This is a genomic window from Arthrobacter sp. BE255 (assembly GCF_031457335.1).
GTDB lineage: Bacteria > Actinomycetota > Actinomycetes > Actinomycetales > Micrococcaceae > Arthrobacter.
In genome coordinates this window covers 126293-147383 of record NZ_JAVDWK010000002.1, presented here as the reverse complement: position 1 = coordinate 147383, position 21091 = coordinate 126293, and the positions used below count along the sequence as shown (strand labels likewise).

Genomic DNA, 21091 nt, shown 5'->3' with positions numbered 1-21091 from the left:
GCCATGATCCCAGGCGAATACATCCTCAGGCCCGAACCGGTGACGGTGAACGCCGGACGGCAGGCGGCCGACGTCGTCGTCACCAACACCGGTGACCGTCCCGTCCAGGTGGGTTCACACTTCCACTTTGCCGAGGCGAACGCTGCCCTCAAGTTCGACCGCCAGGCTGCCTACGGCCGCCGGCTGGACATTCCCGCCGGCACCGCGGCACGGTTCGAGCCAGGCGACAGCAAAACGGTCCGGCTGATTGAACTGGCCGGAAGCCGCGAGGTATACGGCCTCAGCAACGCCGTCAACGGACGGCTCGACGGCGGCAATCCCGACGGCGGTTCCGGCACCCGCGAGGAGGCGGCCAAGTGAGCTTCGACCTTCCCCGCAGGCAGTACGCGGACCTGTACGGCCCGACCACCGGCGACGCGATCCGGCTGGCGGACACCGAGCTCTTCCTCGAAATCGAGAAAGACCTCACCGTCTACGGTGAGGAAGTGGTGTTCGGCGGCGGCAAGGTCATCCGCGACGGCATGGGCCAGAACGGCCAGGCCATCAGGGACGAGGATGTCCCGGACACTGTTATCACCAACGTCGTCATCCTCGACTACACCGGCATCTACAAGGCCGACGTCGCCCTCAGGGACGGCCACATCTTCAAAATCGGTAAAGCCGGCAACCCGCAGATCACCGACGGCGTGGACATCGTCATCGGCGCCAGCACCGAAATCATCGCCGGGGAACGCAAGATCCTCACCGCCGGCGGCGTGGACACCCACATCCACTTCATCTCCCCGGACCAGGTACCCACCGCCCTCACCAGTGGCGTGACCACCATGGTGGGCGGCGGCACCGGCCCCGCCGAAGGCACCAAGGCCACCACCGTCACCCCCGGCAAATGGCACATCCAGCGCATGCTCCAGGCCGCCGAAGGTCTCCCCATCAACATCGGCCTGTTCGGCAAGGGCCACGCCTCCGCCGTCGAACCCCTCGCCGAGCAGATCCGCGCCGGCGCCATCGGGCTCAAGGTCCACGAAGACTGGGGCTCCACCACCTCATCGATCGACACCTCGCTGAAGGTCGCCGACGAATACGACATCCAGGTAGCCATCCACACCGACACCCTCAACGAGTGCGGCTTTGTGGAGGACACCATCCGCGCCATCGACGGCCGCGTCATCCATACTTTCCACACCGAAGGCGCCGGCGGCGGCCACGCCCCGGACATCATCCGGATCGCCGGGCTGCCAAACGTCCTGCCGGCGTCCACAAACCCCACCCTGCCGTACACGCGCAACACCATCGAAGAGCACCTGGACATGCTCATGGTCTGCCACCACCTCAACCCGGACATCCCCGAGGACGTGGCCTTCGCCGATTCCCGGATCCGCGCCGAGACCATCGCCGCGGAAGACGTCCTGCAGGACATGGGCATCTTCTCCATCACGTCCTCCGACTCCCAGGCCATGGGCCGGGTGGGCGAGGTGATCACCCGCACCTGGCAGGTGGCGGACAAGATGAAGAAGCAGCGCGGCGTTCTTCAGGATCCCGACGGCGGCATGCACGGATCGTCGGCAGGCTTGGGTTCGGGCAGCGACAACTTCCGGCTCAAGCGCTACGTGGCGAAGTACACCATCAACGCCGCCATCGCCCAGGGCATGGCCGACTCCATCGGCTCAGTCGAGGAAGGCAAGTTCGCCGACCTGGTGCTCTGGGACCCGGCCTTCTTCGGGGTCAAGCCCGAGCTGGTGCTCAAGGGCGGCCAGATCGCCTACGCGCTCATGGGCGACGCCAACGCGTCCATCCCCACCCCGCAGCCGCGCACCATGCGCCCCATGTTCGCAGCGTTCGGCAAGGCGGTGCAGCAGTCCTCCATCACGTTCCTGTCGCAGGCAGCGATCGACGCCGGTGTCCCCGAAGAACTGGGCCTGCAGAAGGTCATCCGGCCCGTCTCCGGCATCCGCACCCTGACCAAAGCCGACCTCAAATACAACGGCGCCACCCCGGACATCCAGGTGGACCCGGAAACGTACAAGGTGACGGTCGACGGCGAGGACGTCACCTGCGAGCCGTCCGACGTGCTGCCCATGGCACAGCGCTACTTCCTCTTCTAACCCCCGGAGCCTGACGTGATCATCGACAAAATCCTCGGCAACCTGCACGAGCTGCCCAGTTCAGACCTGGCCGCCTACACCGGCCTGCACCGTGAAAAAGTGGTGCTCCCCAGTGCCCAGCTGGTCAAACGCATCCAGCGGGTCACCACCGACCACGGCAAGGAAATCGGCATCCGGCTGCCCTCCGGTTCCGGGGACCTGCGCGACGGCGACATCCTGCACGTGGCCGAAACCAACATGATCGTCGTCTCCGTACTGCCCACCGACGTCCTGGTCATCGCACCACGGACCATCCACGAAATGGGCATCGTGGCACACTCCCTCGGCAACCGGCACCTCCAGGCCCAGTTCTTCGACTCATCCTCCGAGTACGTGGCCGAGGTCATGGTCTGCGCCTACGACCACACCGTCGAGGACTACCTTCTCCACGTCGGTGTGCCCTACGACCGCCAGGAACGCGTCATGCCTGTGCCTTTCCGCCATGCTGAGCACTCGCACTAGTAGCCCGGTCGCCGCGCTGCGCGCTCGCATAGGCGTGGCGGCTGGGGACGCCGCGAGGGATATGGGGCCGTGCCCGCTCCGCGGTGCCCGCCACGCCGCGGCCCCATATCCCTCGCGTCGCTTGCGTTCCTTACCTCTGGCGGTCGTTCAGTGAGCGATTACCAGCTCGCTTTGCAGCAGCTCACCGACTCCGCGCTTCCTACTGGGGCGTTTGCTCACTCTCTTGGGTTTGAGACCTACATCGACGCCGGGGTGGTCGTTGATGAGGGGTCTTTTGGGGTTTGGCTTTCTGCTTTTGTGGGGCAGTCGCTTTCTTACTCTGACGGGTTGGCAATTCGCTTTCTTTATGAGGGTGCTGATGTGGGGGAGTTGGATGCTCTTTTGTCTGCTTCGCTGCTGCCTCGGCAGGTTCGGGAGGCCAGCACCAAAATGGGGCTCCGGTTGCTTGAGATCGGGACTGACGTGTTTCCGTCGGCCGAGCTCGCACGGTACCGGGACCTGGTGACCAGCGGCGGGGCCGCCGGGCACCAGCCTTTGGCGTTCGCCGTCGTCGCCCGCTCCCTGGGCGTGCCGCTTTCCGAAGCGCTCAGCGCTTACCTTTTCGCCGCCGTCACATCCCTGACGCAGAACGCGGTCCGGGCCATCCCGCTGGGTCAGAACGCCGGCCAGCGGCTGCTGCGGAAAGCGTCCGACGACGTCGCTGCCGCCGTCGGACGCATCGCCCACCTGACGCCGGACGACTTCGGGGCCGTCAGCCCCGGACTGGAAATTTCGCAGATGCGGCACGAACGCCAACGTGCCCGGATGTTCATGAGCTAACGGTGCTTTTAAACTCAGGAGGACAAATGACTGAACCCATCAAAATCGGCATCGGCGGACCGGTGGGCGCCGGCAAAACCCAGCTCGTGGAACGGCTCACCCGCCACATGAGCCGGGAAATCTCCATGGCCGCCATCACCAACGACATCTACACCATCGAGGACGCCAAAATCCTTGCCGCCAACGGCATCCTGCCCGAGGACCGCATCATCGGCGTCGAAACCGGCGGCTGCCCGCACACCGCCATCCGCGAAGACACCTCCATGAACACCGCCGCAATCGAGGAGCTCAAGAAGCGCCACCCGGACCTGCAGGTCATCTTCGTCGAATCCGGCGGCGACAACCTCTCCGCCACCTTCAGCCCCGAGCTCGTGGATTTCTCGATCTACATCATCGACGTGGCCCAGGGCGAAAAGATCCCCCGCAAAGCCGGCCAGGGCATGATCAAGTCCGACCTCTTCATCATCAACAAAACCGACCTCGCCCCCCACGTCGGCGCGGACCTCAACGTAATGGAGGAAGACTCAAAAGAGTTCCGCGGTACCAAACCATTCTGCTTCACGAACCTGAAAACAGACGAGGGCCTCGACGCCGTGATTGATTGGATCCGTCACGACGTCCTGATGCTCGACCTAGCGAAATGAGTTCTGTCCCCATAGTGGCATCCGAAGGTGACGTGATCGCTGAGGCGGCGAGGCCGGATTTGGGGGCCGCGGCGTGGTGGGCCGCGCGGGGGGCCCACTGGCGCGAGGGGCCCGACCCGAGCTTGCGAGGGTTGGGAGCGCCTGGGGACGGGCACGGCCCCAAATCCGGCGAAGCCGCCGGACCCAACCCGGCCACCCGGTTGCCCATGGGGGAGCTCGCCTTGCGCATTGGTCAGCGTGCGGGCAGGTCGGTTGCGACGCACCAGTTCCATCAGGGCGCCTTGAGAGTTCTTCGGCCGCATTATCTGGATGATTCCGGGCAGGTTTGCTACGTCGTGGTGAATCCTGGCGGGGCTTATCTTGGGGCTGATCTCTTTGTGCTCGATATCGACGTCGAAGCGGGGGCTGACCTGCTTCTCACGACGCAGTCGGCTACCAAGATTTATCGGACTCCTGGATCTTTTGCTGAGCAGCGGATGAGCCTGCGGCTGAGGGAGGGGGCGCGGCTGGAGCTGATGCCTGACCAGCTGATCGCCTACCGGGAGGCCAGGTACCGGCAGAACACCCACATCACCGTGCGGCCGACGTCGAGCCTGGTCATGGCTGAGGTGATCACGCCCGGCTGGTCGCCGGACGGGGCGTCGTTCCGGTATGAGGAATTGCGGCTGCGGAACGAAATCCGGGTGGAAACCGACGACGGCGGGCAGCTGCTCGCGCTCGACAACCTGCTGATCCGGCCGCCGGCCGGCGATGTCACCGGCCTGGGTTTCATGGAGGGCTTCAGCCACCTCGGATCGCTGGTGGTGGTGGACGCCCGTGTTGACCAGGCGCTCGCCAATGAGTTTCACGCCCTGACCGTGGACCACCAGGCGCATACCGGCATCTCCCTGACCCGCACGGTGGCGGGGACCACCGGACTGGTGCTGCGTTCGCTCTCCAACAGCACCGGGGAACTGAACCGGCTGCTGGGCGACTGCACGGCGTTGCTCCGGGAACGCTGGCACGGGCAGGCGCCCCTGAACCTGAGGAAGTACTGAATGACCGCGCTGACCCAGCTCGCCGGAATCTACCGCGGGCGCGACACCCTGCCGCTCCGGACCCGGCTGCTGTTCACCTTCGGTGCCGTGGCCGCCCTGCACGTCGCCGCCGTCGTCCTTCTGCTCAGCGGGACCGCAGGAGGCGGCCAGCCGCTGGCCCTTGGCCTGGTGCTGACCGCCTACCTGGCGGGCGTCAAGCACAGCTACGACTGGGACCACCTGGCCGCGATCGATAACTCCACCCGCAAGTTCGTGGCCCAGCGGCAGGACCCGGTCAGTGTGGGCTTCGCGTTCAGCCTGGGGCACAGCTCGGTGGTGGTCCTGGCCGGCGTCCTGGTGGTGGCCGGTGCCAGCATGGTGGGGCAGTTCATGGAGGACGGCTCGGCCGGCAACCTCGTGCTGGGCCTGATCGGCAGCGGGGTTTCGGGACTGTTCCTGCTGATGATGGGAATCTTCAACGGGTCCGCCTTCGTCCGGGCGGCGCGGGCGTACCGCAGCGCGCACGCCGGCGGCAGCATCGCCGTCGAAGACCTTGAAGCCAAAGGCCTGGTGGCGCGGCTCCTGGCCAGGCCGCTGGCCAGGGTCCGCCGGCCGCGGAACATCTTCGTGATCGGCTTCCTGTTTGGGCTGGGCTTTGACACGGCCACCACAATCGGCCTGCTGGTGATGACGACGGCGGCCTCGCTGGCCGGGGTTTCGCCGCTCGCCCTGATCGCGCTTCCCCTCGCGTTCACCGCAGCCATGACCCTCTGCGATTCGCTCAACGGCGTGGCGATGATGCGGATGTACCGCGCAGCCCTGGACGATCCGCGCCGGAAGCTCGGCTTCAACGCCGCGGTGACCGGCATCTCCGCGCTTTCCGCGCTGTTCGTCGCCGTCATCACCTTGGGAGGATTCGTCAACGCCGCCTTCGGGCTGGACGACCCGCTGACCAGCTGGCTGGGTGCCATCGACCTTGGCGACGCCGGGCTGCTGCTGATCGCGCTGCTCCTGGCTGTGTGGGGACTGGCGGCGCTTAGAGGCCGTAGGGACCAAACCGGGCAAGGGCAACACCAGCGGCAAGAATGGCCAAAACGAGGTTGATGACGACATTCGGTGTCTCATGGCGCCGGCCGTGAGTGAAGGCAGCCCCTGCCATCAGAAGGACAAGCCCGACGGCGGCGGCAGGCACCAGCACGGTGGCCACGCCCAGGAGTGCAGGCAGGATGAGGCCCAGCGCGGCCAGGACTTCGAGGACGCCGATGCCCTTAACGGCGCCGTCGGAGAAGTCTTCCACCCATCCCTGGCCGGTGGCCGCGAGCTTCGCTTTCGGTTGGGCGATCTTCATGGTTCCTGCCGCCAGGAAGGCGAGTGCGAGGACGGCTGTGACGATCCAGAGGGCGATGTTCATGATGTTCTTCTTTCGTGTTTGGCTGGCTTAAACGTGATGGTGGAGCTCATGCCGCCGCCCCTGCGTTGCTGTTGGCGGCGAGGATTTCGCGGACCATCGGCACCACCTTGCTTCCGTAGAGTTCGACGGCTTTGAGGCGTGCGCTGATCGGCTGGGCTCCCGAGGTGAAGATGAGATCGAAGCGGCCAACGTCCAGCGATGCCACGGCACGTGCGATTCTCCTGGCGACGGTTTCAGGCGAGCCGATGTACATCGAGCCATGCCGGGTCTCGGCCTCAAACTCTTCGCGGCGTACGGGTGGCCAGCCCCGGAGTGCTCCGATGCGGTCCCTGACCACCTTGTAGTGGGGCCAGAAGATCTCTTTGGCTTCGTCGTCGGTGTCCGCAATGAACCCGGGGGAATGCATGCCCACGGGCCACGGCGTCGTGTTGAACTCCCCGGCCGCCCGCTTGTAAAGGTCAATGAAGGGCTTGAACCGCTCCGGCTGTCCGCCGATGATGGCGAGCATCAGGGGGAACCCGTATCTCGCGGTGCGGACAACGGACTCGGGTGTGCCGCCGACGCCCACCCAGGTCTTGAGCCCGTGCTCCGTCTTGGGGTAGACATCAGCATCAACCAGGGGTGCACGCATGGTGCCTTTCCAGGTCACCGGCTTCTCTTCAAGGAGGCGTGCGAACAGCTCGATCTTCTCCTCAAAGAGCACGTCGTAGTCCTTGAGGTCGTAGCCGAAGAGCGGAAAAGACTCGGTGAATGAACCCCGTCCCAGAATGACCTCGGCACGGCCGTTGGACAGCGCATCCACGGTGGCGAACCGCTGGAACACCCGGACGGGGTCATCGGAGCTGAGCACAGTCACTCCGGATCCAAGCCGGATGCGTGAGGTGCGCGTAGCCATGCCGGCCAGGACCGTCTCCGGGGCCGACACTGAGTATTCCGGGCGGTGATGCTCACCGACCAGGAAGGCATCCACGCCCAGCTGATCGGCGAGAACGGCCTCATCCACCAATTGCCGGATGGCACGCGCATGGCTTACCGGCGCACCCGCGTCGTCCAGGGGGACATCGCCAAAGGTATCCAAACCAAAGATCACTTCACTCATGACCCTCCTCTAATTGATATGTCAATTACTTAATTGACGTGTCAATCATCAGCCCGTATGGTTGACATGTCAAGCGGAAGAAATGGTGGTCATGGAGCACAGCAGCAAGAGCGCACGGCAAAGTCCCACTCCGGACGAGCTGGCTGTGTGGCGCGAGTATGTGGAGACGGCGGAGGCCTTGCGCCAGGCTTTGGCGGCGGGCCTGCAGTCCACATCGGGTGTGTCTCCCGGTGACTACGCCGTGCTCCTGGCCCTCAGCGAGGCGCACGGGCACAAGCTGCGTTCGTCGGTGCTCGCCGAGGGAATTGGCTGGGAACGCAGCCGCCTGTCCCATCACCTTGGGCGGATGGAAAACAGGGGGCTCATCCGACGGCGTAAGTCGGGTAGCGACAGCCGTGGCGCAGAGGTGGAACTGACCGACGACGGAGCCCGGACTTTCCGTGCTTCTTCAGCGCCGCACCTGCGGCTGGTCCGCCGGTTCTTCATCGACGCCCTTGCGCCCGAAGACCTCGAAGCCATTGGCCGGGTGGCGAAGAGCCTGCGCCGCCATCTCAACGAGGTCGCTGTCGAATCGGTGTCACCGGACGGCGGCTAGGGGCTGTGCGGTGCCCGGCGGGTTCCTAGACTGGGTGCATGATCACTGTCAGCGGCACCGTGGAAACCAAACTGTCCCCCGAGAAAGCATTCGCCTTCCTCTCCGAATTCGAAAACACCAGCGACTGGGATCCCGCCACGCCCGTTATGGACAAACTCACGCCGGGTCCCGTGGCTGTCGGCCACCGCTATCACGCGGAATCCGAGTTCCGCGGCAAGCGCCAGTCACTCGAATACGAGGTCATCGAACTGACCGACCGCCACATCAAGCTCCACGGCGCCAATAAGACTGTGACCGCGTTCGACTCGATCGACGTCGAACCTTCCGGCCAGGGATCGCTGGTGAAATACACCGCCGAATTCAGCATCAACGGGCCGGCAAGGATCATCCAGCCGCTCCTGAAGCCGGCCTTTATGTCGTTGCGGGACCCGGCGCTGAACGGTATCCGCGACACCCTCAACGCCCTGGCTGCCCGCTGACGTGGACACCCGCAAACTCAAATACTTCCTCGCCGTGGTGGACCACGACGGCTTCAACCGGGCCGCCGAGCACCTGCTCATCGCCCAGCCCTCGCTGTCCCAGACCATTGCCGGCCTGGAGAAGGAACTCGGTGTTCCGCTCTTCCACCGGATCGGCCGCCGTGCAGTCCTCAGTGAGGCGGGCAAGGAACTGGTAGGTCCGGCCCGCCTGGTCATGCGGGACCTGGACGCCGCACAGTCCGCCGTCCAGGCCCTCCGGGGTGTCCGGAGCGGCCGGCTGGACATCATCACCATGCCGTCCCCGGGCATCGAGCCGCTGACGTCCATGATCGCGGACTTCACCAAGCTCCACCCGTCCGTCCGGCTGAACGTCAGCGCCGCCTTCACCCCGGAAGAAGTCGTCGAATCAGTCCGCAGCGGAAGCACGGAGATCGGCCTGGCTGGCTCTCCCACTCCGATCCGGGTTCCCGGCGTCGAGGTCCTGGAACTCGAGCGCCAGCCGCTGATCCTCATCGTCAACCCCCAGGCCGACGCGTTCGGGGCGCAGGAAACAGCCATCCAGCGTGAGGACCTCGGCGGCCAGCGGATCATCGCCAGCCAGCGCGGCTCCCTGATGCGCTGGCTCGTCGATGACGCCCTGGCCCGCGGCGTGGAGGTGGAAATCGTCGTCGAAGTCGCCCACCGGACCTCCATCCTTCCGCTGGTGCTCGCGGGCGTGGGGCACGCGGTGATGCCGTCGTCGTGGGCACCCACCGCCCGCAAGGCCGGCCTCCGCACCCTGCTGATCGAACCGGTGAGCCACTTGGACGTGGCAGTGCTCAGCCGCAAGGAAAACCTCACCCCGGCCGCACGCGCGTTCCTCGACGTCGCAGCACGGCACACCGAGGATCCCAACCGATAGGCCCTGCCTATCAGGCGTATCGAAACTAAGTCTTGGACGCTGCATGCCCTCCGGCCGTCTACTTGAAGAGGAAGAACAGTGTGACCCCGCTAACAGGCTCACTGCAAACAAACTCAACGAGGAGGTAGGCACATGAGCGCCACCCAGAAATTCAGCATCGCATCCATCCCCGCGGACGGCGTCGGCAAGGAAGTTGTTTCCGCCGGACGCCGCGTCCTGGACGCGCTGGCCGCAAACTCCGGGGGCAAGTTCGCCTTCGACTGGACCGAGTTCCCGTGGGGCTGCGCCTACTACGAGAAGACCGGCCAGATGATGGACCCCGAGGGCCTGGAAGCCCTCAAGGACTTCGACGCCATCTACTTCGGCGCCGTCGGCTGGGAAAACGTCCCGGACCACATCAGCCTCTGGGGCCTGCGCCTGAACATCACCCAGAACTTCGACCAGTGGGCCAACATCCGCCCCGTGAAGTTCCTCCCCGGCGTCCAGTCCCCGCTGCGCAAGGCCGACAACACCGAGCTCGACTGGGTTGTGGTCCGCGAGAACAGCGAAGGCGAATACGCCGGCCTCGGCGGCCGCAACCTCAGCGGCCGCGGCCCCGGCAACGAAGTGGCCCTGCAGACCGCCCTGTTCACCGAAAAGGGCTGCGAACGCATCATGCGGTTCGCCTTCGACCTCGCCCGGACCCGCACCGTCAAGAAGGTTTCCTCCGTCACCAAGTCCAACGCCCAGCAGTACGGCATGGTCCTCTGGGACGAAGTCTTCAATCGCGTGGCCCTGGACTACCCGGACGTGCAGACCGAAAGCGTCCTGGTGGATGCGATGAGCGCCAAGTTCATCCTCAAGCCCGAAGACCTGTCGGTGGTGGTCGCGTCCAACCTGAACGCGGACATCCTCTCCGACCTCGGCTCGGCGCTCGCCGGCAGCCTGGGCCTGGCCGCCAGCGCCAACCTGAACCCGGAACGCCGCTTCCCGTCCATGTTCGAACCGGTCCACGGCTCCGCCCCGGACATCGCCGGCCAGGGCATCAGCAACCCGATCGGCGCGATCGCCAGTGCCGCCCTCATGCTGGACCACTTCGGCCTGCACGAGGAAGCCCGCCAGGTCGAGGCCGCCATCGAGGCTGCCACCGGAGCTGGCCACCTGACCCGCGACGTCGGCGGCGACGCCAACACGGACGACGTCACCGAGGCCATCATCAAGGCCCTCACGCTCACCCCGGCAACGGTCTAACGCGGGCTCCCTTCGCCCGCACTCACCAAAACGTCCGACGGCGGCCGCCGGCCGCCGTCGGACATCCCCGTACTTACAAGCTCCAGCGACTTTCCACAACGAGGTAGGAATCATGGATCACATCAGCACCGCCGGTCCGGCTGACGCGCCGGCCCGCAAAACACGTTGGTACCGGCAGCTTTACTTCTGGGTACTGACCGCCATTGTCATCGGCATCCTGGTCGGCTGGCTCGCACCAACCGCCGGCATCGCCATGGAACCCATCGGCACCACCTTCGTGAACTCCATGAAGATGCTGATCGGCCCGATCGTGTTCCTCACCATCGTGGGCGGCATCGCCAGCGTCGCTGACCTGAAAAAGGTGGGCATGACGGGCCTGAAAGCCCTGACCTACTTCCAGGTCGGCACCATCTTCGCCATGATCTTCGGCCTCGTGGCCATCAACATCTTCCGCCTCGGCGACGGCGTCAACGCTGACGCCAGCACCATCAAAACGTCGGACTCCGCCGCCAAGCTGATCGACGCCGGCCAGCACCAGGAGTGGTGGCAGTTCCTCACCCACATCATCCCCAACAGCATCGTGGGGCCCTTCGTTGAGGGCGACATCCTGCAGATCATTTTCATCGCCGTCGTCTTCGGCATCGCCCTGAACGCGATGGGCAAGGTGGGCGCACCGGTCCTGGACGGCGTGCAGCGGCTCACCGGTGTGATGTTCAAGATCCTGGGCTTCATCATGAAGGCCGCCCCGCTGGGTGCCTTCGGCGCAATGGCCTTTGCCGTCGGCAAATACGGTGTCTCCTCGCTGACCAGCATGGGCGGACTCATCGCGCTCTTCTACATCACCTCCATCCTCTTCGTAGTGGTGGTCCTGGGCTCCGTGATGGCCTTCCTGAAGCTGAACATCTTCAAGATGATCCGGCACCTCAAAGAGGAATACATGCTCATCCTGGGCACCTCCACCGCGGAACCCGCGCTGCCCGGCCTGATGCGCAAGCTTGAGCACGCCGGCGTCAAGAAGGAAACCGTGGGCCTGGTTGTCCCCACCGGCTACAGCTTCAACCTCGACGGCGCCGCGATCTACCTCTCCCTCGCCGCCCTCTATATCGCCCAGGCCACCAACACCGACCTGACGATCGGCCAGCAGCTGGGCCTGCTCGCGGTCATGCTGCTGACTTCCAAGGGAGCAGCAGGCGTGGCCGGCGGCGGCTTCATCGCCCTCACCGCCACCCTGACCACCATCGGCACGATCCCGGCGGCCGGCATCATGCTCATCTTCGGCATCGACAAGTTCATGTCCGAATGCCGGGCCCTGGTGAACTTCACCGGCAACGCAGTGGCCACCCTCTTCATCGCCTGGTGGGACCGCACCCTGGACGCCGACCGCGCCCGCCGGGTCTTCAACGGCGAAACCGTGGAACCCATGCCCACCGAGGACCCGATCCACCTGGACGACGTGGCCGACATCGACGAGGACCTGGCCGAATACGGCCACCACACGCCCAAGCACCCCTCCACCGACCGCCGCCCCGCCTACTCGGAATCCAACTGACATGACCAACACCACCGCCCCGCAGACCGTCCGGGCCCTCATCGCGCCCGACAAGTTCAAAGGCAGCCTCACCGCCGGCGAGGTGGCGGACGCACTTGCAGCAGGACTCCGCTCCGCCGCCGGAGCCGGAACCGGGACGGTGCTCTGCGAGATCCTTCCCCTCGCGGACGGGGGCGACGGCAGCGTGGATGCCGCCGTCGCCTCCGGCTTCACCCGCCGCACGCACACCGTTGCCGGACCCACCGGGCAGCCTGTCCAGGCCGGCATAGCGTTCGACGGCGTCACGGCAGTCGTGGAGGTGGCGAACACGTGCGGCCTGGGGCTCCTGCCCGACGGAAGGCTGGAACCGCTGGCCGCGTCCAGCCGCGGCTTCGGCGAAGCAGTCCTGTTCGCCCTGCGCCTCAACCCGGCACGGATCGTGCTGGCCCTTGGCGGCAGCGCCAGCACCGACGGCGGCATGGGAATGCTCACCGCCCTGGGATACAGCTTCCGCGACGCCGAGGGCCGCCAGCTCCACGGCAACGGCGGGAACCTGGACCGGATCCACACCGTCCACCGCACTAACCTTCCAGAGCTCGCAGGTACGGAACTGATCGTCGCCAGCGATGTGCACAACCCGCTCCGCGGCGCGTACGGGGCGCCAGCGGTCTTCGGACCCCAGAAAGGCGCCACCCCGGAGGACGTTGCCGCCCTTGACCGGGGCCTGGGGAACCTTGTGGCCAGAATGACCGAAGGCGGCTTCACCGAGGCTGACCTGCTGGCCGAACACGAAGGGGCCGGCAGCGCCGGCGGCATCGGCTACGCCTGCCTGCTGCTCGGGGCGAAGCAGGTCTCCGGCGCCGACTACTTCCTGGACCTGCTCGACTTCGACGCCCGCAAAGACAATTGCGACATCGTCATCACCGGCGAAGGCAGCATCGACGAACAGACCCTCGCCGGGAAACTCCCAGCCGCCGTGGCCAGGCGCTCCGGTGCCCGGCCGATCATCGCCGTCGCCGGCCGGTCCCTCCTCGCCAGGGAACGCTGGCAGGAAATGGCCCTGACCGGGGTCTACACGCTTGCCGAATACACCGACCTGGATTCCTCCAAGGACCCCGAACTTTCGACCGCGCTGCTGCGGCGGATCGGCCGGGACATCGGCGAAACCCTCCTCTAGGCTGGACGCACCATCGCCACGTCGGGCTGCGCTGCCCAGAACGTCCGCAGCGCGGAACGTGGATCGGCCTCGATCCGCGGCTGGATGTCCAGGACCATGGTTTCGCGGGACTGCGCTGCGTAGGACGGCCAGCGGGGAAGACCGGCGGCAGCGGGCTCCCCGGCCCGGGCGAACGCCGACCAGGCGGCGCCCATCATGGCACTCAGCTCCGCGGGAGCCTCCGTCCCGACCAGGAACCGTGCTTCGCGGCAGTCCAGCTGCCGGAACACAAACGGGATCTCCAGCGCATGGCAGGCTCCGAGTTTTCCGTCCAGGGCAGGGCTGGGCCAGGTAAAAAGGTAGCTGAAATTTGTGCCGGACGACGACGCCCGCGCGTCGAGGAGCCGGTTGCTCGGCTGCCGGTACAGCTGGTCCGCCAGGCACGCCTCGAGCAGTTGCTTCCCGCCGGGTTGCGCTCCGAGGGCGTCCGCAAGTGCATCCGCGTAGTGCTCCCTCGCCGCGGCGGGGTCCGCGAAGCAAGCCGCCAGCAGCAGCTCCACCCGGTCCTCCAGCCGCGGCGGGTCGCTGGGATACGCGGGACGCATTTCCACGGCAAAGGAACCTTCATTGAGGTTAGTGCCCGCCATCAGGTCCACCGCCGAGTTTCGCCCGTTCCGGACCGCATCCAGGGGCGGCTCCGGCAAGGAGGGAGTGCCCACCGTGGGCTGGAACGGCAGCGGCACGCTGAAGCTGCGCCCGGCTTCGGCTTCGGCCAGTGCCTTCTGCGCCGCCAGCAGCCGGCCGGCGGGAAGAGCCAGGAGTTCCCCGGCCCGTGCCGCATCCAGTCCGCAAAGCCGGAGGAACTCTGCAGCCACCGCAGCCGATTCGTCCGCCGTCCGGTACCGTTCCGCGGTCCCGCTCTGCATGATGGCCCGCCGGAACAGTCCTTCCGACGCCGGCATGCCCAGCATCGTGCCGATGGCCGCCGCGCCCGCGGACTCGCCAAAGACCGTCACGTTCCCCGGGTCGCCGCCGAACGCCGCGATATTCCGGGAAACCCAGCGCAGCGCCTCCAGCAGGTCCAGCAGGGCCACGTTGGAGGAATCGGCGTACTCGGGTCCCAGCAGTTCGGGCAGGTGCAGGAAGCCGAAGGCCCCCAGCCGGTAGTTGACGGCAACCACCACAACGTCTGCCGCGGAAGCCAGCGGGCCGCCGTCGTGCATGGCGCCGTTGTTGGAGCCTCCGACGTACGCGCCGCCGTGGATCCACACCATGACCGGGCGGCGGGCGCCATCCGGTGCCGGGGTCCAGATGTTGAGGTTGAGGCAGCTGTCCTCGTCCCAGAGGTCGGCGAAAGTGTCCGACGGCGGCGTGAACGGGTCAGGGTTCTGCGGCGCCATGGCGCCGGGTGCGGTGCAGTCGCGGACACCGTCCCACGGCGTAACAGGGACTGGAGGGCGGAAACGCGGCGACTCCGCGTAGGGCACCCCCAGGAAGGCGTGCGCCGTCCGGCCGTCGATCTTCAGGGCGGTCCCACGGACGGTGCCCTGCGGGGTGGAAACGGTACTCATGGCTGCTGTCTGCTCCTCAGTGGCTGAACGACCGGCCTCCAGCATTTCACCCGGCGGAGCATGCGCGGGCCCAACATTCCGGTGATTGAAATGCGGCTGCCCGGCGCCTTCGCTGACTTTACCCGCGGGGCCTTTGCTTAGGCCGCCTGCCGTTTTTGGGGTTTCCGCTGCCGTGGCTGGGCGCGCTTGGCCGGCGCCGCGCGGGGCCTGCGCCGAGGCTCTGCGGTGACGTGGCCGCCGTCGGGAACCGTGCTGTCCGCATTCACGCTGGTGCCGTGCTCGATCACGGCGCCGGAGCCGATGCGTGAATGGCTGCCGATGTGGACCCGGTTGCCGATAACGGTTCCGTGGCCCACGCGAACGCCGTCGCCAATGACCGTCCGTTCGCCCACTTGCGCCAGGCGGTCGATCCAGCTGCCGTGGCCCACGCGTGAACCGGAGCCGATCCGTGCCCCGGGCTCCACGTACGTCATGGATCCCAGGCGCGCACTTTCGGCGACGTAGGCGCCCGGCCCAACAAAGCCGCCGCCGTTGGGGTGCCGCCGGTACCGGATGACCCTGCCGGCGTCGTCCTCCACTGATTCAAACTTGGTGCTCATTCCGTCCTTCTCCAAGGCTCGGGGGAAAACTCCCGTGCATAGGGTTAACGGCGGGGGAAGCGGACGGATTCCCGGGGAAGTAGAACTCCAACTGCCAGCGCTGGGTGGCCTGGGCTGTCCGGTTGGCGGGGGCGGACCCCGGCGGGTAGACGCGGATGGCCCGCTTTCCGCCGATGAAGTCCCGGGACACAACTCCGCGGGTGATCAGCGTTTCCTGCGGAAAGGCGAAATACCCGAAGCGCACTTCGCTGCCGGCGCTGACCACAAACAGGTCAAACCCGTCGGAACTGTCGAAGGGCCTGATGGGACCGCCGCCTGCGGTCCGCTGCCAGAGCGTGACGAACCGGCCTGCTTTTTTCGGCGTTGTCCTGGCAATGCGGAAGGCAGTTGCGAGGCCGTTGACGTGGAAGGTGTGCGCCCCGTAATCAAGGCTTTCCGCTTCCGCCCGTGGCTCCGAGACAGCGAATCCACGGGTTTGGAAATGGGCCGTGGTGGCCAGCAGGTCCGGAGGCAAAGGCATCCCCGGAGCTTACCGTGAGTACGTCGACGCAGGTCGGCGGCACTTTGAGTCCGGCAGGAGGAAGCGTCAGCTATTCCGCACAATCCACGCCGGGAGTAAGCTTCAATGACCGCGGGGGCGGTGGCCGGCCCGCAGCGTTGCGGCCGGTATTTGGCTTGCATTGTGTTTCAGGGGGGACATTGGTAGCCGCAAAGGTCTCAGACGACGAAGTTTTCACCGATGTTGCACTGCACCTCCAGGACCTTGTCCTGGGAAACCCGTGCGTGGAGAAGCTGCTGGGGGACCTGGCCGCCTATGCGGCGGGCCGGCTCAGCAGCCGCGGCGGGGAAGTGTCCTGCGGGATTTCTTTGGTGCGGAGCAGGAAATCCAGCACTGCAGCCGGCAGTGACAAGTACGCCCGCCGGATGGTCCGGGCGGAGGCCAGCTGCGGGCAGGGCCCGGGCGTAGCCGCCGGCGAGGGCCACGGGACGGTGCATGTCCCGGACCTGGGGCCGGATGAGCGCTGGCCCCACTACACCCGCGCGGTGGCCGGGTGCGGTTTCCTGTCGGTACTGTCCGTGCCGCTGGCCCTGGAAAGTCCCAGCCGGGCAGTCCTGAACGTGTACAGCCGGCTGCCCAATGCCTTCCACGGGCAGGATATTGGCAGGGTGGAGGCCTTCGCGGAACAGGCGTCCAAGGGGCTGCGGCTGGTGCTGAGGATGGCACGGCTGCAGGACACCCGCGACGAGTTGAAGGCCGCGATGGAATCCAGGACGGTCATTGACCTGGCAACCGGCGCCATCATGGCCAGGAACAAGTGCAGCCAGCCCGCCGCGTTCAAGGTCCTCCTGCGTGCCTCCAATACCCGCAACCTCAAGCTCCACGATGTGGCCTCGCAGGTGGTGGCCGCACTCTCGGGGACCACCGGCGCCGTCACGCACTTCGACGAATAGCTGCCCGCCGGAAGGTCAGCCCTGTGAATGCGTGCGGACGTCGTCCGCCAGTTCTGTCTTGAAGCCCAGGTTTCGCGAGACCGCCCTGGCCGTGGCCCGGACCGCCGGCGCCAGCACGTTGGGCGGCGTGCTGCCGTCCGGAACCACGATGGACAGGGCGGCCACCACGGTGCCCTGGGCATCGAAAATCGGCGCAGCGACGGACACCGTCAGGGACGGCAATGACCGCCGGATCATCGCGATGCCAGTCCGGTGCACGTCGGACAGGGTCCTTCGCAGCTGGCCCTCGGGCATGGGGGCAACGCCGGGTTCGATGTCCGGCGGCTGGCGGAGGATGCGTTCCTGGAAGTCCGCGTCCGCTCCGGCGAGGAGGACCAGCCCGACGGCGGTGGACCGCAGGGGTGCCCGGCCTCCCACCCGGTAGGCAACCTCGGTGGCCTGCTTGGAGGACAGCCGTTCAATCAGGACTGCCTGCTCCTTGTCCCGCACCGCCAGCAGCACGTGGTGGCGGGTCACCTCAAAAAGGTCCTCCAGGTATGGCAGCGCGATCTCCCTGACCCCGTGCCCGCGCGGAGAAAGGGACGCCACCTCCCAGAGCCTGACCCCCACCACGTACCTGCCGTCGTTGAGCCGTTCCAACGCACCCCACGCCACCAGCCGGGCGATCAGCCGGAGCGCGGTGGGAGCCGGCATGCCGGCGTGACGGGCCATCTCGGACAGCGTTAACGCCCGACGGCGGTCGGTGAAGACAGCGAGCAGGCTCAGCGCCCGGTCAATGACCGGTTCGCCCTGCTTGGGGCGCTTGCCCCGCGCGGGGGCCGGTGCCGCCGCGTCGGCAGTGTTGTCGGTGGGTGCCATGACGGGCTGCCGATCCTCCTTGGTCGCCGGTGACACCCAGACTAGTGTTCCACCCAATGAAAATGCCAGCGGGGGTCAGGAGACCGGAATCCGTGCCCCGGCCGCCACCCCGCCGAGCCACAGCGCGCTTTCCTTGGGCGTCCGCTGCTGCGTGGCCCGGTCCACGGCAATCAGGCCGAACTTCGGGCGGTAGCCGAACACCCATTCGTAGTTGTCGAAGGCTGTCCAGGCGATGTAGCCGCGGACGTCGATGCCGTCGGCCAGGCATGCGGCGACACCGTCCACGGCGGCTTTGTAGTAGTCCACCCGCTGCGTGTCCTCCTCCGTAGCCAGGCCGTTTTCGGTGACGATCACTGGAATTCCTGCTACGCGGGCGGCTTCCCGGATGGTTGCCTCGAGGGCCTGGGGGTAGATTTCCTCGCCCATCTGGTTCGTTGCCGCGCCTTCGGGGGCCGGCGCCAGGCCGTCCGGGCCGAAGACCGTGCGGCCGTAGGTCTGGATGCCCACGAAGTCATCACCCCGCGAGGCCTCCAGGAACCGTTCGTTGACGTCGCGGCGGACCGCGTCCGCTGCGTCCTGTCCGCCGGCGACGGACTGGATGTCCGAGTTCGCCAGGGTCCAGCCCACCATCAGGTCCGGCTGCCAGGCCTTGATGGCAGCGGTACCGGCGCGGTGTGCTGCCAGTTTCACGTCGAACCCGGCCTCCGTCGAGGAGAACTGGAACGGTGCCATCTTGTGTGCGCCGACGCCGAGCTTGCCGGCGGCTGCTGCCCAAACGGGCACGGAAGCACGGTGCTCGGGTGCCTCGCCACCAATGCCGAAGGACTTCAGCAGCCACGGCAGGTTGGGCTCGTTCAGGGTGCAGGCGACGCCGATGAGGTCACCCAGGTGCTCGGTCACCTTGCCGCAGTACCGGGCGAAGAGTTCCGGTGTCCTGGCGTCCTCCCACCCGCCGGCGGTGAGGAGCCACTGCGGGGACGTGAAGTGGTGGTAGGTGACCACCGGTGTGAGGCCGTGTTCGTGGCAGGCTTCCAGGACGCGGCGGTAGTGGTTGAGTTCCGCCTCCGAGAAGTGCCCCTCCTCCGGTTCGATCCGGGCCCATTCCACCGAAAGCCGGAAGCTGCTGAAGCCCAGCGAGGCCAGCAGGGCGATGTCCCCGCGATAGCGGTGGTAATGGTCAATGGCATCGCCTGAAGGCTCGGTAAACATCGTCTGGGGCAGGTGCTCCAAAAGCCAGGCGTCGCTGTTGACGTTGTTCCCTTCGACCTGGTGCGCGGCCGTAGCGACGCCCCACAGGAAATTCGGCGGGAATGGATAAGAGACAGTCACGGTGGTCCTTTCGGTGCAACGCCGGCAGCCCGGCGTCCGGCTTCGATGCCGTGCTTTCCATCCTGTCCTCCCCAGTGACCCGAACCACATAAGTGTTTCAACCAATGAAATTCTCATGTCTGCCCTGTTGCGCTCCCGCCGATGCTTGAGAGAGCCGGCCACTCGCCTGGCCCCCATAGCTGTTCACCCCGTTGTCACATCAGAATGCAAAGGCGCACTACATGAAACTCCTGAACTCCACCGCACGTGGGAGCTCCGCCGTTCTGGCCGGAGCGCTCCTGCTGGGATCCCTCACCGCCTGCGGCGGCGGCTCCACCCAGGCGGGCACCAAGGTCGACACCAGCACGCTGACCCTCGCGATCGACAGCGACTCGGCATCGTTCGGCTATGACCCGCTGCGCGTCTCCGCCGCCCAGCGCCAGTTCTTCGAAGGCCTCTACGACAGCCTCATGGTCCTCAAGACGGACGGCTCCGCAGGTCCCGGCCTGGCCACCGCCTTCGAATACAACGCGGACAACACGGTCCTGACGCTCACCCTCAAGGAGGGCGTGACCTTTACCGACGGCTCCAAGCTCGACGCCGACCTGGTGAAGGCAAACCTTGACCGCCGCTCCGATCCTGCCCTGACCGCGTACTCGGCTGTTGCCAAGGGCGGGGCCCAGGAAATCACCACCGTGGACGTCGTAAGCCCCACCAAAGTGTCCCTGGCGTTCGCCAAGGCCCAGCCGGGCTTCGAGAAGAACCTGGCCTCCACCACCGGCATGATCGTGGGCAAGGCCGGCGTCACCGACACGGCCAGCCTGGCCGCGACCCCGGCAGGGTCCGGCCCCTACACCATCGATGCCTCCACGGTGAAGGGCAACAAGTACGTGATGGTGAAGAACGAGAAGAACGCGGACGCCGCAAAGTACCCCTTCAGCAAGGTCATCTTCAGCGTTGTCCTCGATCCCCAGGCCCGGGCCAACGCCCTGGTCTCCGGCCAGGCGGACGTAGCCATGCTGACCTCCTCCACTGTCGACTTCGTCAAGACCAAGGGTGTAGGGGTGTCCCAGATCGGCGGCACCGTCAACACCATGATTTCCTTCGACAAGATCGGCAAGACCGCCCCGGCCTTCGCCAGCGAAAAGGTCCGCCAGGCCATCCAGCACGCCATCAACCGCAAGGCACTGGTGGACGCGCTGCACAAGGGTGACATCCCGGCCTGGAACGCCCTGCCCAAGGACTCCGCAGGCTTCAGCGAGGAACTGGAGACAACGTTCGCCTACGACCCGGAAAAGGCCAAGAGCCTGTTGGCTGAAGCCGGCTACGCCAACGGTTTCGAATTCACCATCATCGCCGGCCCCCAGACGCAGACTGACCTGCAGGCCGTCCAGAAGGACCTCGCCGCCGTCGGCATCACCATGAACGTCAAGCTGGCGTCCTCCACCGATGAAGCGTTCGCCGCGGTGGCCACCACGCCCCTCGGCTACGCCCCGCTGAACTGGGACAACCCCGTGGGAGTGATGTACGGAGCCATCCTCAGCGGCTTCACCAACGTGCAGAAAGCCACCGACGAGCAGCTGAGCGCCGCCACCGGTGAGGTAGCCGCCGCCAAGGACGACGCCGCCAGGAAGGCCGCCCTGACCAAGCTGAACACCCGGCTCGTTGAATCCGGCTGGATGATCCCGCTCTATGAAGCCCTCACCAACCAGGGCTACAACACCAAGAAGATCAAGCAGGTCGAGTTCGCCGGCACCAACGCGTACCCGCTGCTCTCTTCCTACGCACCGGCAAGCTAATACCCCGAATCTGCCGGGTGGCC

At 66.3% G+C, this 21091-nt stretch carries 22 protein-coding genes; 15 read left to right on the top strand and 7 right to left on the bottom strand.

Annotation, left to right across the window (positions count from 1 at the left end; all coding sequences use genetic code 11):
- Positions 1-3: 3 nt before the first annotated feature.
- The 7 genes from J2X42_RS04030 (at position 4) to J2X42_RS04000 (ending at position 6186) form a co-directional block, all read left to right on the top strand.
- A complete protein-coding gene (locus tag J2X42_RS04030; protein WP_310162457.1) occupies positions 4-360 on the top strand; it encodes an urease subunit beta in 357 nt (118 codons plus the stop codon).
- On the top strand, positions 357-2102 hold the full coding sequence (ureC, locus tag J2X42_RS04025; protein WP_310162455.1) for an urease subunit alpha: 1746 nt from the start codon (positions 357-359) through the stop codon (positions 2100-2102). The genes J2X42_RS04030 and ureC overlap by 4 nt, the downstream gene beginning before the upstream one ends.
- Before the next feature lie 15 nt (positions 2103-2117).
- Positions 2118-2603 (top strand): urease accessory protein UreE, encoded by a 486-nt coding sequence (gene ureE, locus J2X42_RS04020; RefSeq protein WP_310162453.1) that lies wholly within the window; start codon positions 2118-2120, stop codon positions 2601-2603.
- A 150-nt stretch (positions 2604-2753) separates the two neighbouring features.
- The gene (locus J2X42_RS04015; protein ID WP_310162451.1) at positions 2754-3422 is read left to right on the top strand and encodes an urease accessory protein UreF; all 669 of its coding nucleotides are present in this window, start codon (positions 2754-2756) and stop codon (positions 3420-3422) included.
- A 26-nt stretch (positions 3423-3448) separates the two neighbouring features.
- Positions 3449-4066, top strand: a complete 618-nt coding sequence (gene ureG, locus J2X42_RS04010; protein ID WP_310162449.1) for an urease accessory protein UreG — start codon at positions 3449-3451, stop codon at positions 4064-4066.
- A gap of 206 nt (positions 4067-4272) precedes the next feature.
- Entirely contained in the window at positions 4273-5103 is an 831-nt protein-coding gene (locus J2X42_RS04005; RefSeq protein ID WP_310163348.1) for an urease accessory protein UreD, read from the top strand.
- Positions 5104-6186 carry a nickel transporter gene (locus tag J2X42_RS04000; RefSeq protein ID WP_310162447.1) on the top strand — a complete coding sequence of 361 codons (1083 nt, stop codon included), beginning with the start codon at positions 5104-5106 and terminating at the stop codon, positions 6184-6186.
- Here J2X42_RS04000 and J2X42_RS03995 read toward each other — a convergent pair.
- Together J2X42_RS03995 and J2X42_RS03990 are read right to left on the bottom strand one after the other, a co-directional pair.
- Complete coding sequence (locus J2X42_RS03995; protein ID WP_310162445.1) at positions 6119-6493, bottom strand: DoxX family protein; 375 nt, start codon at positions 6491-6493, stop codon at positions 6119-6121. The genes J2X42_RS04000 and J2X42_RS03995 overlap by 68 nt on opposite strands.
- Positions 6494-6539: 46 nt before the next feature.
- Positions 6540-7592 (bottom strand): LLM class flavin-dependent oxidoreductase, encoded by a 1053-nt coding sequence (locus J2X42_RS03990; RefSeq protein WP_310162442.1) that lies wholly within the window; start codon positions 7590-7592, stop codon positions 6540-6542.
- Between the two features lie 91 nt (positions 7593-7683).
- Between J2X42_RS03990 and J2X42_RS03985 the strand changes: the two genes are divergently transcribed.
- The 6 genes from J2X42_RS03985 (at position 7684) to J2X42_RS03960 (ending at position 13502) form a co-directional block, all read left to right on the top strand.
- Positions 7684-8187, top strand: coding sequence for a MarR family winged helix-turn-helix transcriptional regulator (locus J2X42_RS03985; protein WP_310162440.1), 504 nt, complete (start codon positions 7684-7686; stop codon positions 8185-8187).
- Positions 8188-8225: 38 nt separating this feature from the next.
- Positions 8226-8666 (top strand): SRPBCC family protein, encoded by a 441-nt coding sequence (locus J2X42_RS03980; protein WP_310162439.1) that lies wholly within the window; start codon positions 8226-8228, stop codon positions 8664-8666.
- 1 nt (position 8667) lies between these two features.
- Positions 8668-9567: a LysR family transcriptional regulator gene (locus J2X42_RS03975; protein ID WP_310162436.1), complete on the top strand. Its 900-nt coding sequence runs from the start codon at positions 8668-8670 to the stop codon at positions 9565-9567.
- Between the two features lie 132 nt (positions 9568-9699).
- Positions 9700-10797: a tartrate dehydrogenase gene (locus J2X42_RS03970; protein ID WP_310162434.1), complete on the top strand. Its 1098-nt coding sequence runs from the start codon at positions 9700-9702 to the stop codon at positions 10795-10797.
- A gap of 112 nt (positions 10798-10909) precedes the next feature.
- On the top strand, positions 10910-12346 hold the full coding sequence (gene dctA, locus J2X42_RS03965) for a C4-dicarboxylate transporter DctA (protein WP_310162433.1): 1437 nt from the start codon (positions 10910-10912) through the stop codon (positions 12344-12346).
- Between the two features lies 1 nt (position 12347).
- Positions 12348-13502 carry a glycerate kinase gene (locus tag J2X42_RS03960; RefSeq protein ID WP_310162432.1) on the top strand — a complete coding sequence of 385 codons (1155 nt, stop codon included), beginning with the start codon at positions 12348-12350 and terminating at the stop codon, positions 13500-13502.
- Here the strand turns inward: J2X42_RS03960 and J2X42_RS03955 are convergent.
- The 3 genes from J2X42_RS03955 to J2X42_RS03945 all read right to left on the bottom strand — a co-directional run bounded on the left by J2X42_RS03955 (position 13499) and on the right by J2X42_RS03945 (position 16171).
- Positions 13499-15052, bottom strand: a complete 1554-nt coding sequence (locus J2X42_RS03955) for a carboxylesterase family protein (RefSeq protein ID WP_310162430.1) — start codon at positions 15050-15052, stop codon at positions 13499-13501. The two genes, J2X42_RS03960 and J2X42_RS03955, sit on opposite strands and share 4 nt — an antisense overlap.
- 137 nt (positions 15053-15189) lie before the next feature.
- On the bottom strand, positions 15190-15651 hold the full coding sequence (locus J2X42_RS03950) for a DapH/DapD/GlmU-related protein (RefSeq protein WP_310162428.1): 462 nt from the start codon (positions 15649-15651) through the stop codon (positions 15190-15192).
- Positions 15635-16171 carry a MepB family protein gene (locus J2X42_RS03945; protein WP_310162425.1) on the bottom strand — a complete coding sequence of 179 codons (537 nt, stop codon included), beginning with the start codon at positions 16169-16171 and terminating at the stop codon, positions 15635-15637. Before J2X42_RS03945 ends, J2X42_RS03950 begins: the two co-directional genes overlap by 17 nt.
- Before the next feature lie 179 nt (positions 16172-16350).
- On the opposite strand from J2X42_RS03945, the gene J2X42_RS03940 reads away from it, so the two are divergent.
- Positions 16351-17103 (top strand): GAF and ANTAR domain-containing protein, encoded by a 753-nt coding sequence (locus J2X42_RS03940; RefSeq protein ID WP_310162423.1) that lies wholly within the window; start codon positions 16351-16353, stop codon positions 17101-17103.
- 15 nt (positions 17104-17118) lie between these two features.
- Here the strand turns inward: J2X42_RS03940 and J2X42_RS03935 are convergent, their stop codons facing one another.
- A complete protein-coding gene (locus J2X42_RS03935; RefSeq protein WP_310162421.1) occupies positions 17119-17961 on the bottom strand; it encodes an IclR family transcriptional regulator in 843 nt (280 codons plus the stop codon).
- A 75-nt stretch (positions 17962-18036) separates the two neighbouring features.
- Positions 18037-19290, bottom strand: a complete 1254-nt coding sequence (locus J2X42_RS03930; protein WP_310162419.1) for a family 1 glycosylhydrolase — start codon at positions 19288-19290, stop codon at positions 18037-18039.
- A gap of 221 nt (positions 19291-19511) precedes the next feature.
- Between J2X42_RS03930 and J2X42_RS03925 the strand changes: the two genes are divergently transcribed.
- The gene (locus J2X42_RS03925; RefSeq protein ID WP_310162417.1) at positions 19512-21068 is read left to right on the top strand and encodes an ABC transporter substrate-binding protein; all 1557 of its coding nucleotides are present in this window, start codon (positions 19512-19514) and stop codon (positions 21066-21068) included.
- Positions 21069-21091 lie beyond the last annotated feature (23 nt).

What these genes read in the sequence shown, in the direction of transcription:
- ureG (WP_310162449.1), top strand. Translation starts at nt 3,449, where the DNA reads ATGACTGAACCCATCAAAATCGGCATCGGCGGACCGGTGGGCGCCGGC.
- J2X42_RS03995 (WP_310162445.1), bottom strand. Translation starts at nt 6,493, where the DNA reads ATGAACATCGCCCTCTGGATCGTCACAGCCGTCCTCGCACTCGCCTTC.
- dctA (WP_310162433.1), top strand. Translation starts at nt 10,910, where the DNA reads ATGGATCACATCAGCACCGCCGGTCCGGCTGACGCGCCGGCCCGCAAA.
- J2X42_RS03980 (WP_310162439.1), top strand. Translation starts at nt 8,226, where the DNA reads ATGATCACTGTCAGCGGCACCGTGGAAACCAAACTGTCCCCCGAGAAA.
- J2X42_RS03955 (WP_310162430.1), bottom strand. Translation starts at nt 15,052, where the DNA reads ATGAGTACCGTTTCCACCCCGCAGGGCACCGTCCGTGGGACCGCCCTG.
- J2X42_RS03990 (WP_310162442.1), bottom strand. Translation starts at nt 7,592, where the DNA reads ATGAGTGAAGTGATCTTTGGTTTGGATACCTTTGGCGATGTCCCCCTG.
- J2X42_RS03950 (WP_310162428.1), bottom strand. Translation starts at nt 15,651, where the DNA reads ATGAGCACCAAGTTTGAATCAGTGGAGGACGACGCCGGCAGGGTCATC.
- J2X42_RS04000 (WP_310162447.1), top strand. Translation starts at nt 5,104, where the DNA reads ATGACCGCGCTGACCCAGCTCGCCGGAATCTACCGCGGGCGCGACACC.
- J2X42_RS03925 (WP_310162417.1), top strand. Translation starts at nt 19,512, where the DNA reads ATGAAACTCCTGAACTCCACCGCACGTGGGAGCTCCGCCGTTCTGGCC.
- J2X42_RS03985 (WP_310162440.1), top strand. Translation starts at nt 7,684, where the DNA reads ATGGAGCACAGCAGCAAGAGCGCACGGCAAAGTCCCACTCCGGACGAG.
- J2X42_RS03935 (WP_310162421.1), bottom strand. Translation starts at nt 17,961, where the DNA reads ATGGCACCCACCGACAACACTGCCGACGCGGCGGCACCGGCCCCCGCG.
- J2X42_RS03970 (WP_310162434.1), top strand. Translation starts at nt 9,700, where the DNA reads ATGAGCGCCACCCAGAAATTCAGCATCGCATCCATCCCCGCGGACGGC.
- J2X42_RS04030 (WP_310162457.1), top strand. Translation starts at nt 4, where the DNA reads ATGATCCCAGGCGAATACATCCTCAGGCCCGAACCGGTGACGGTGAAC.
- J2X42_RS03960 (WP_310162432.1), top strand. Translation starts at nt 12,348, where the DNA reads ATGACCAACACCACCGCCCCGCAGACCGTCCGGGCCCTCATCGCGCCC.
- J2X42_RS03945 (WP_310162425.1), bottom strand. Translation starts at nt 16,171, where the DNA reads ATGCCTTTGCCTCCGGACCTGCTGGCCACCACGGCCCATTTCCAAACC.
- J2X42_RS04005 (WP_310163348.1), top strand. Translation starts at nt 4,273, where the DNA reads ATGGGGGAGCTCGCCTTGCGCATTGGTCAGCGTGCGGGCAGGTCGGTT.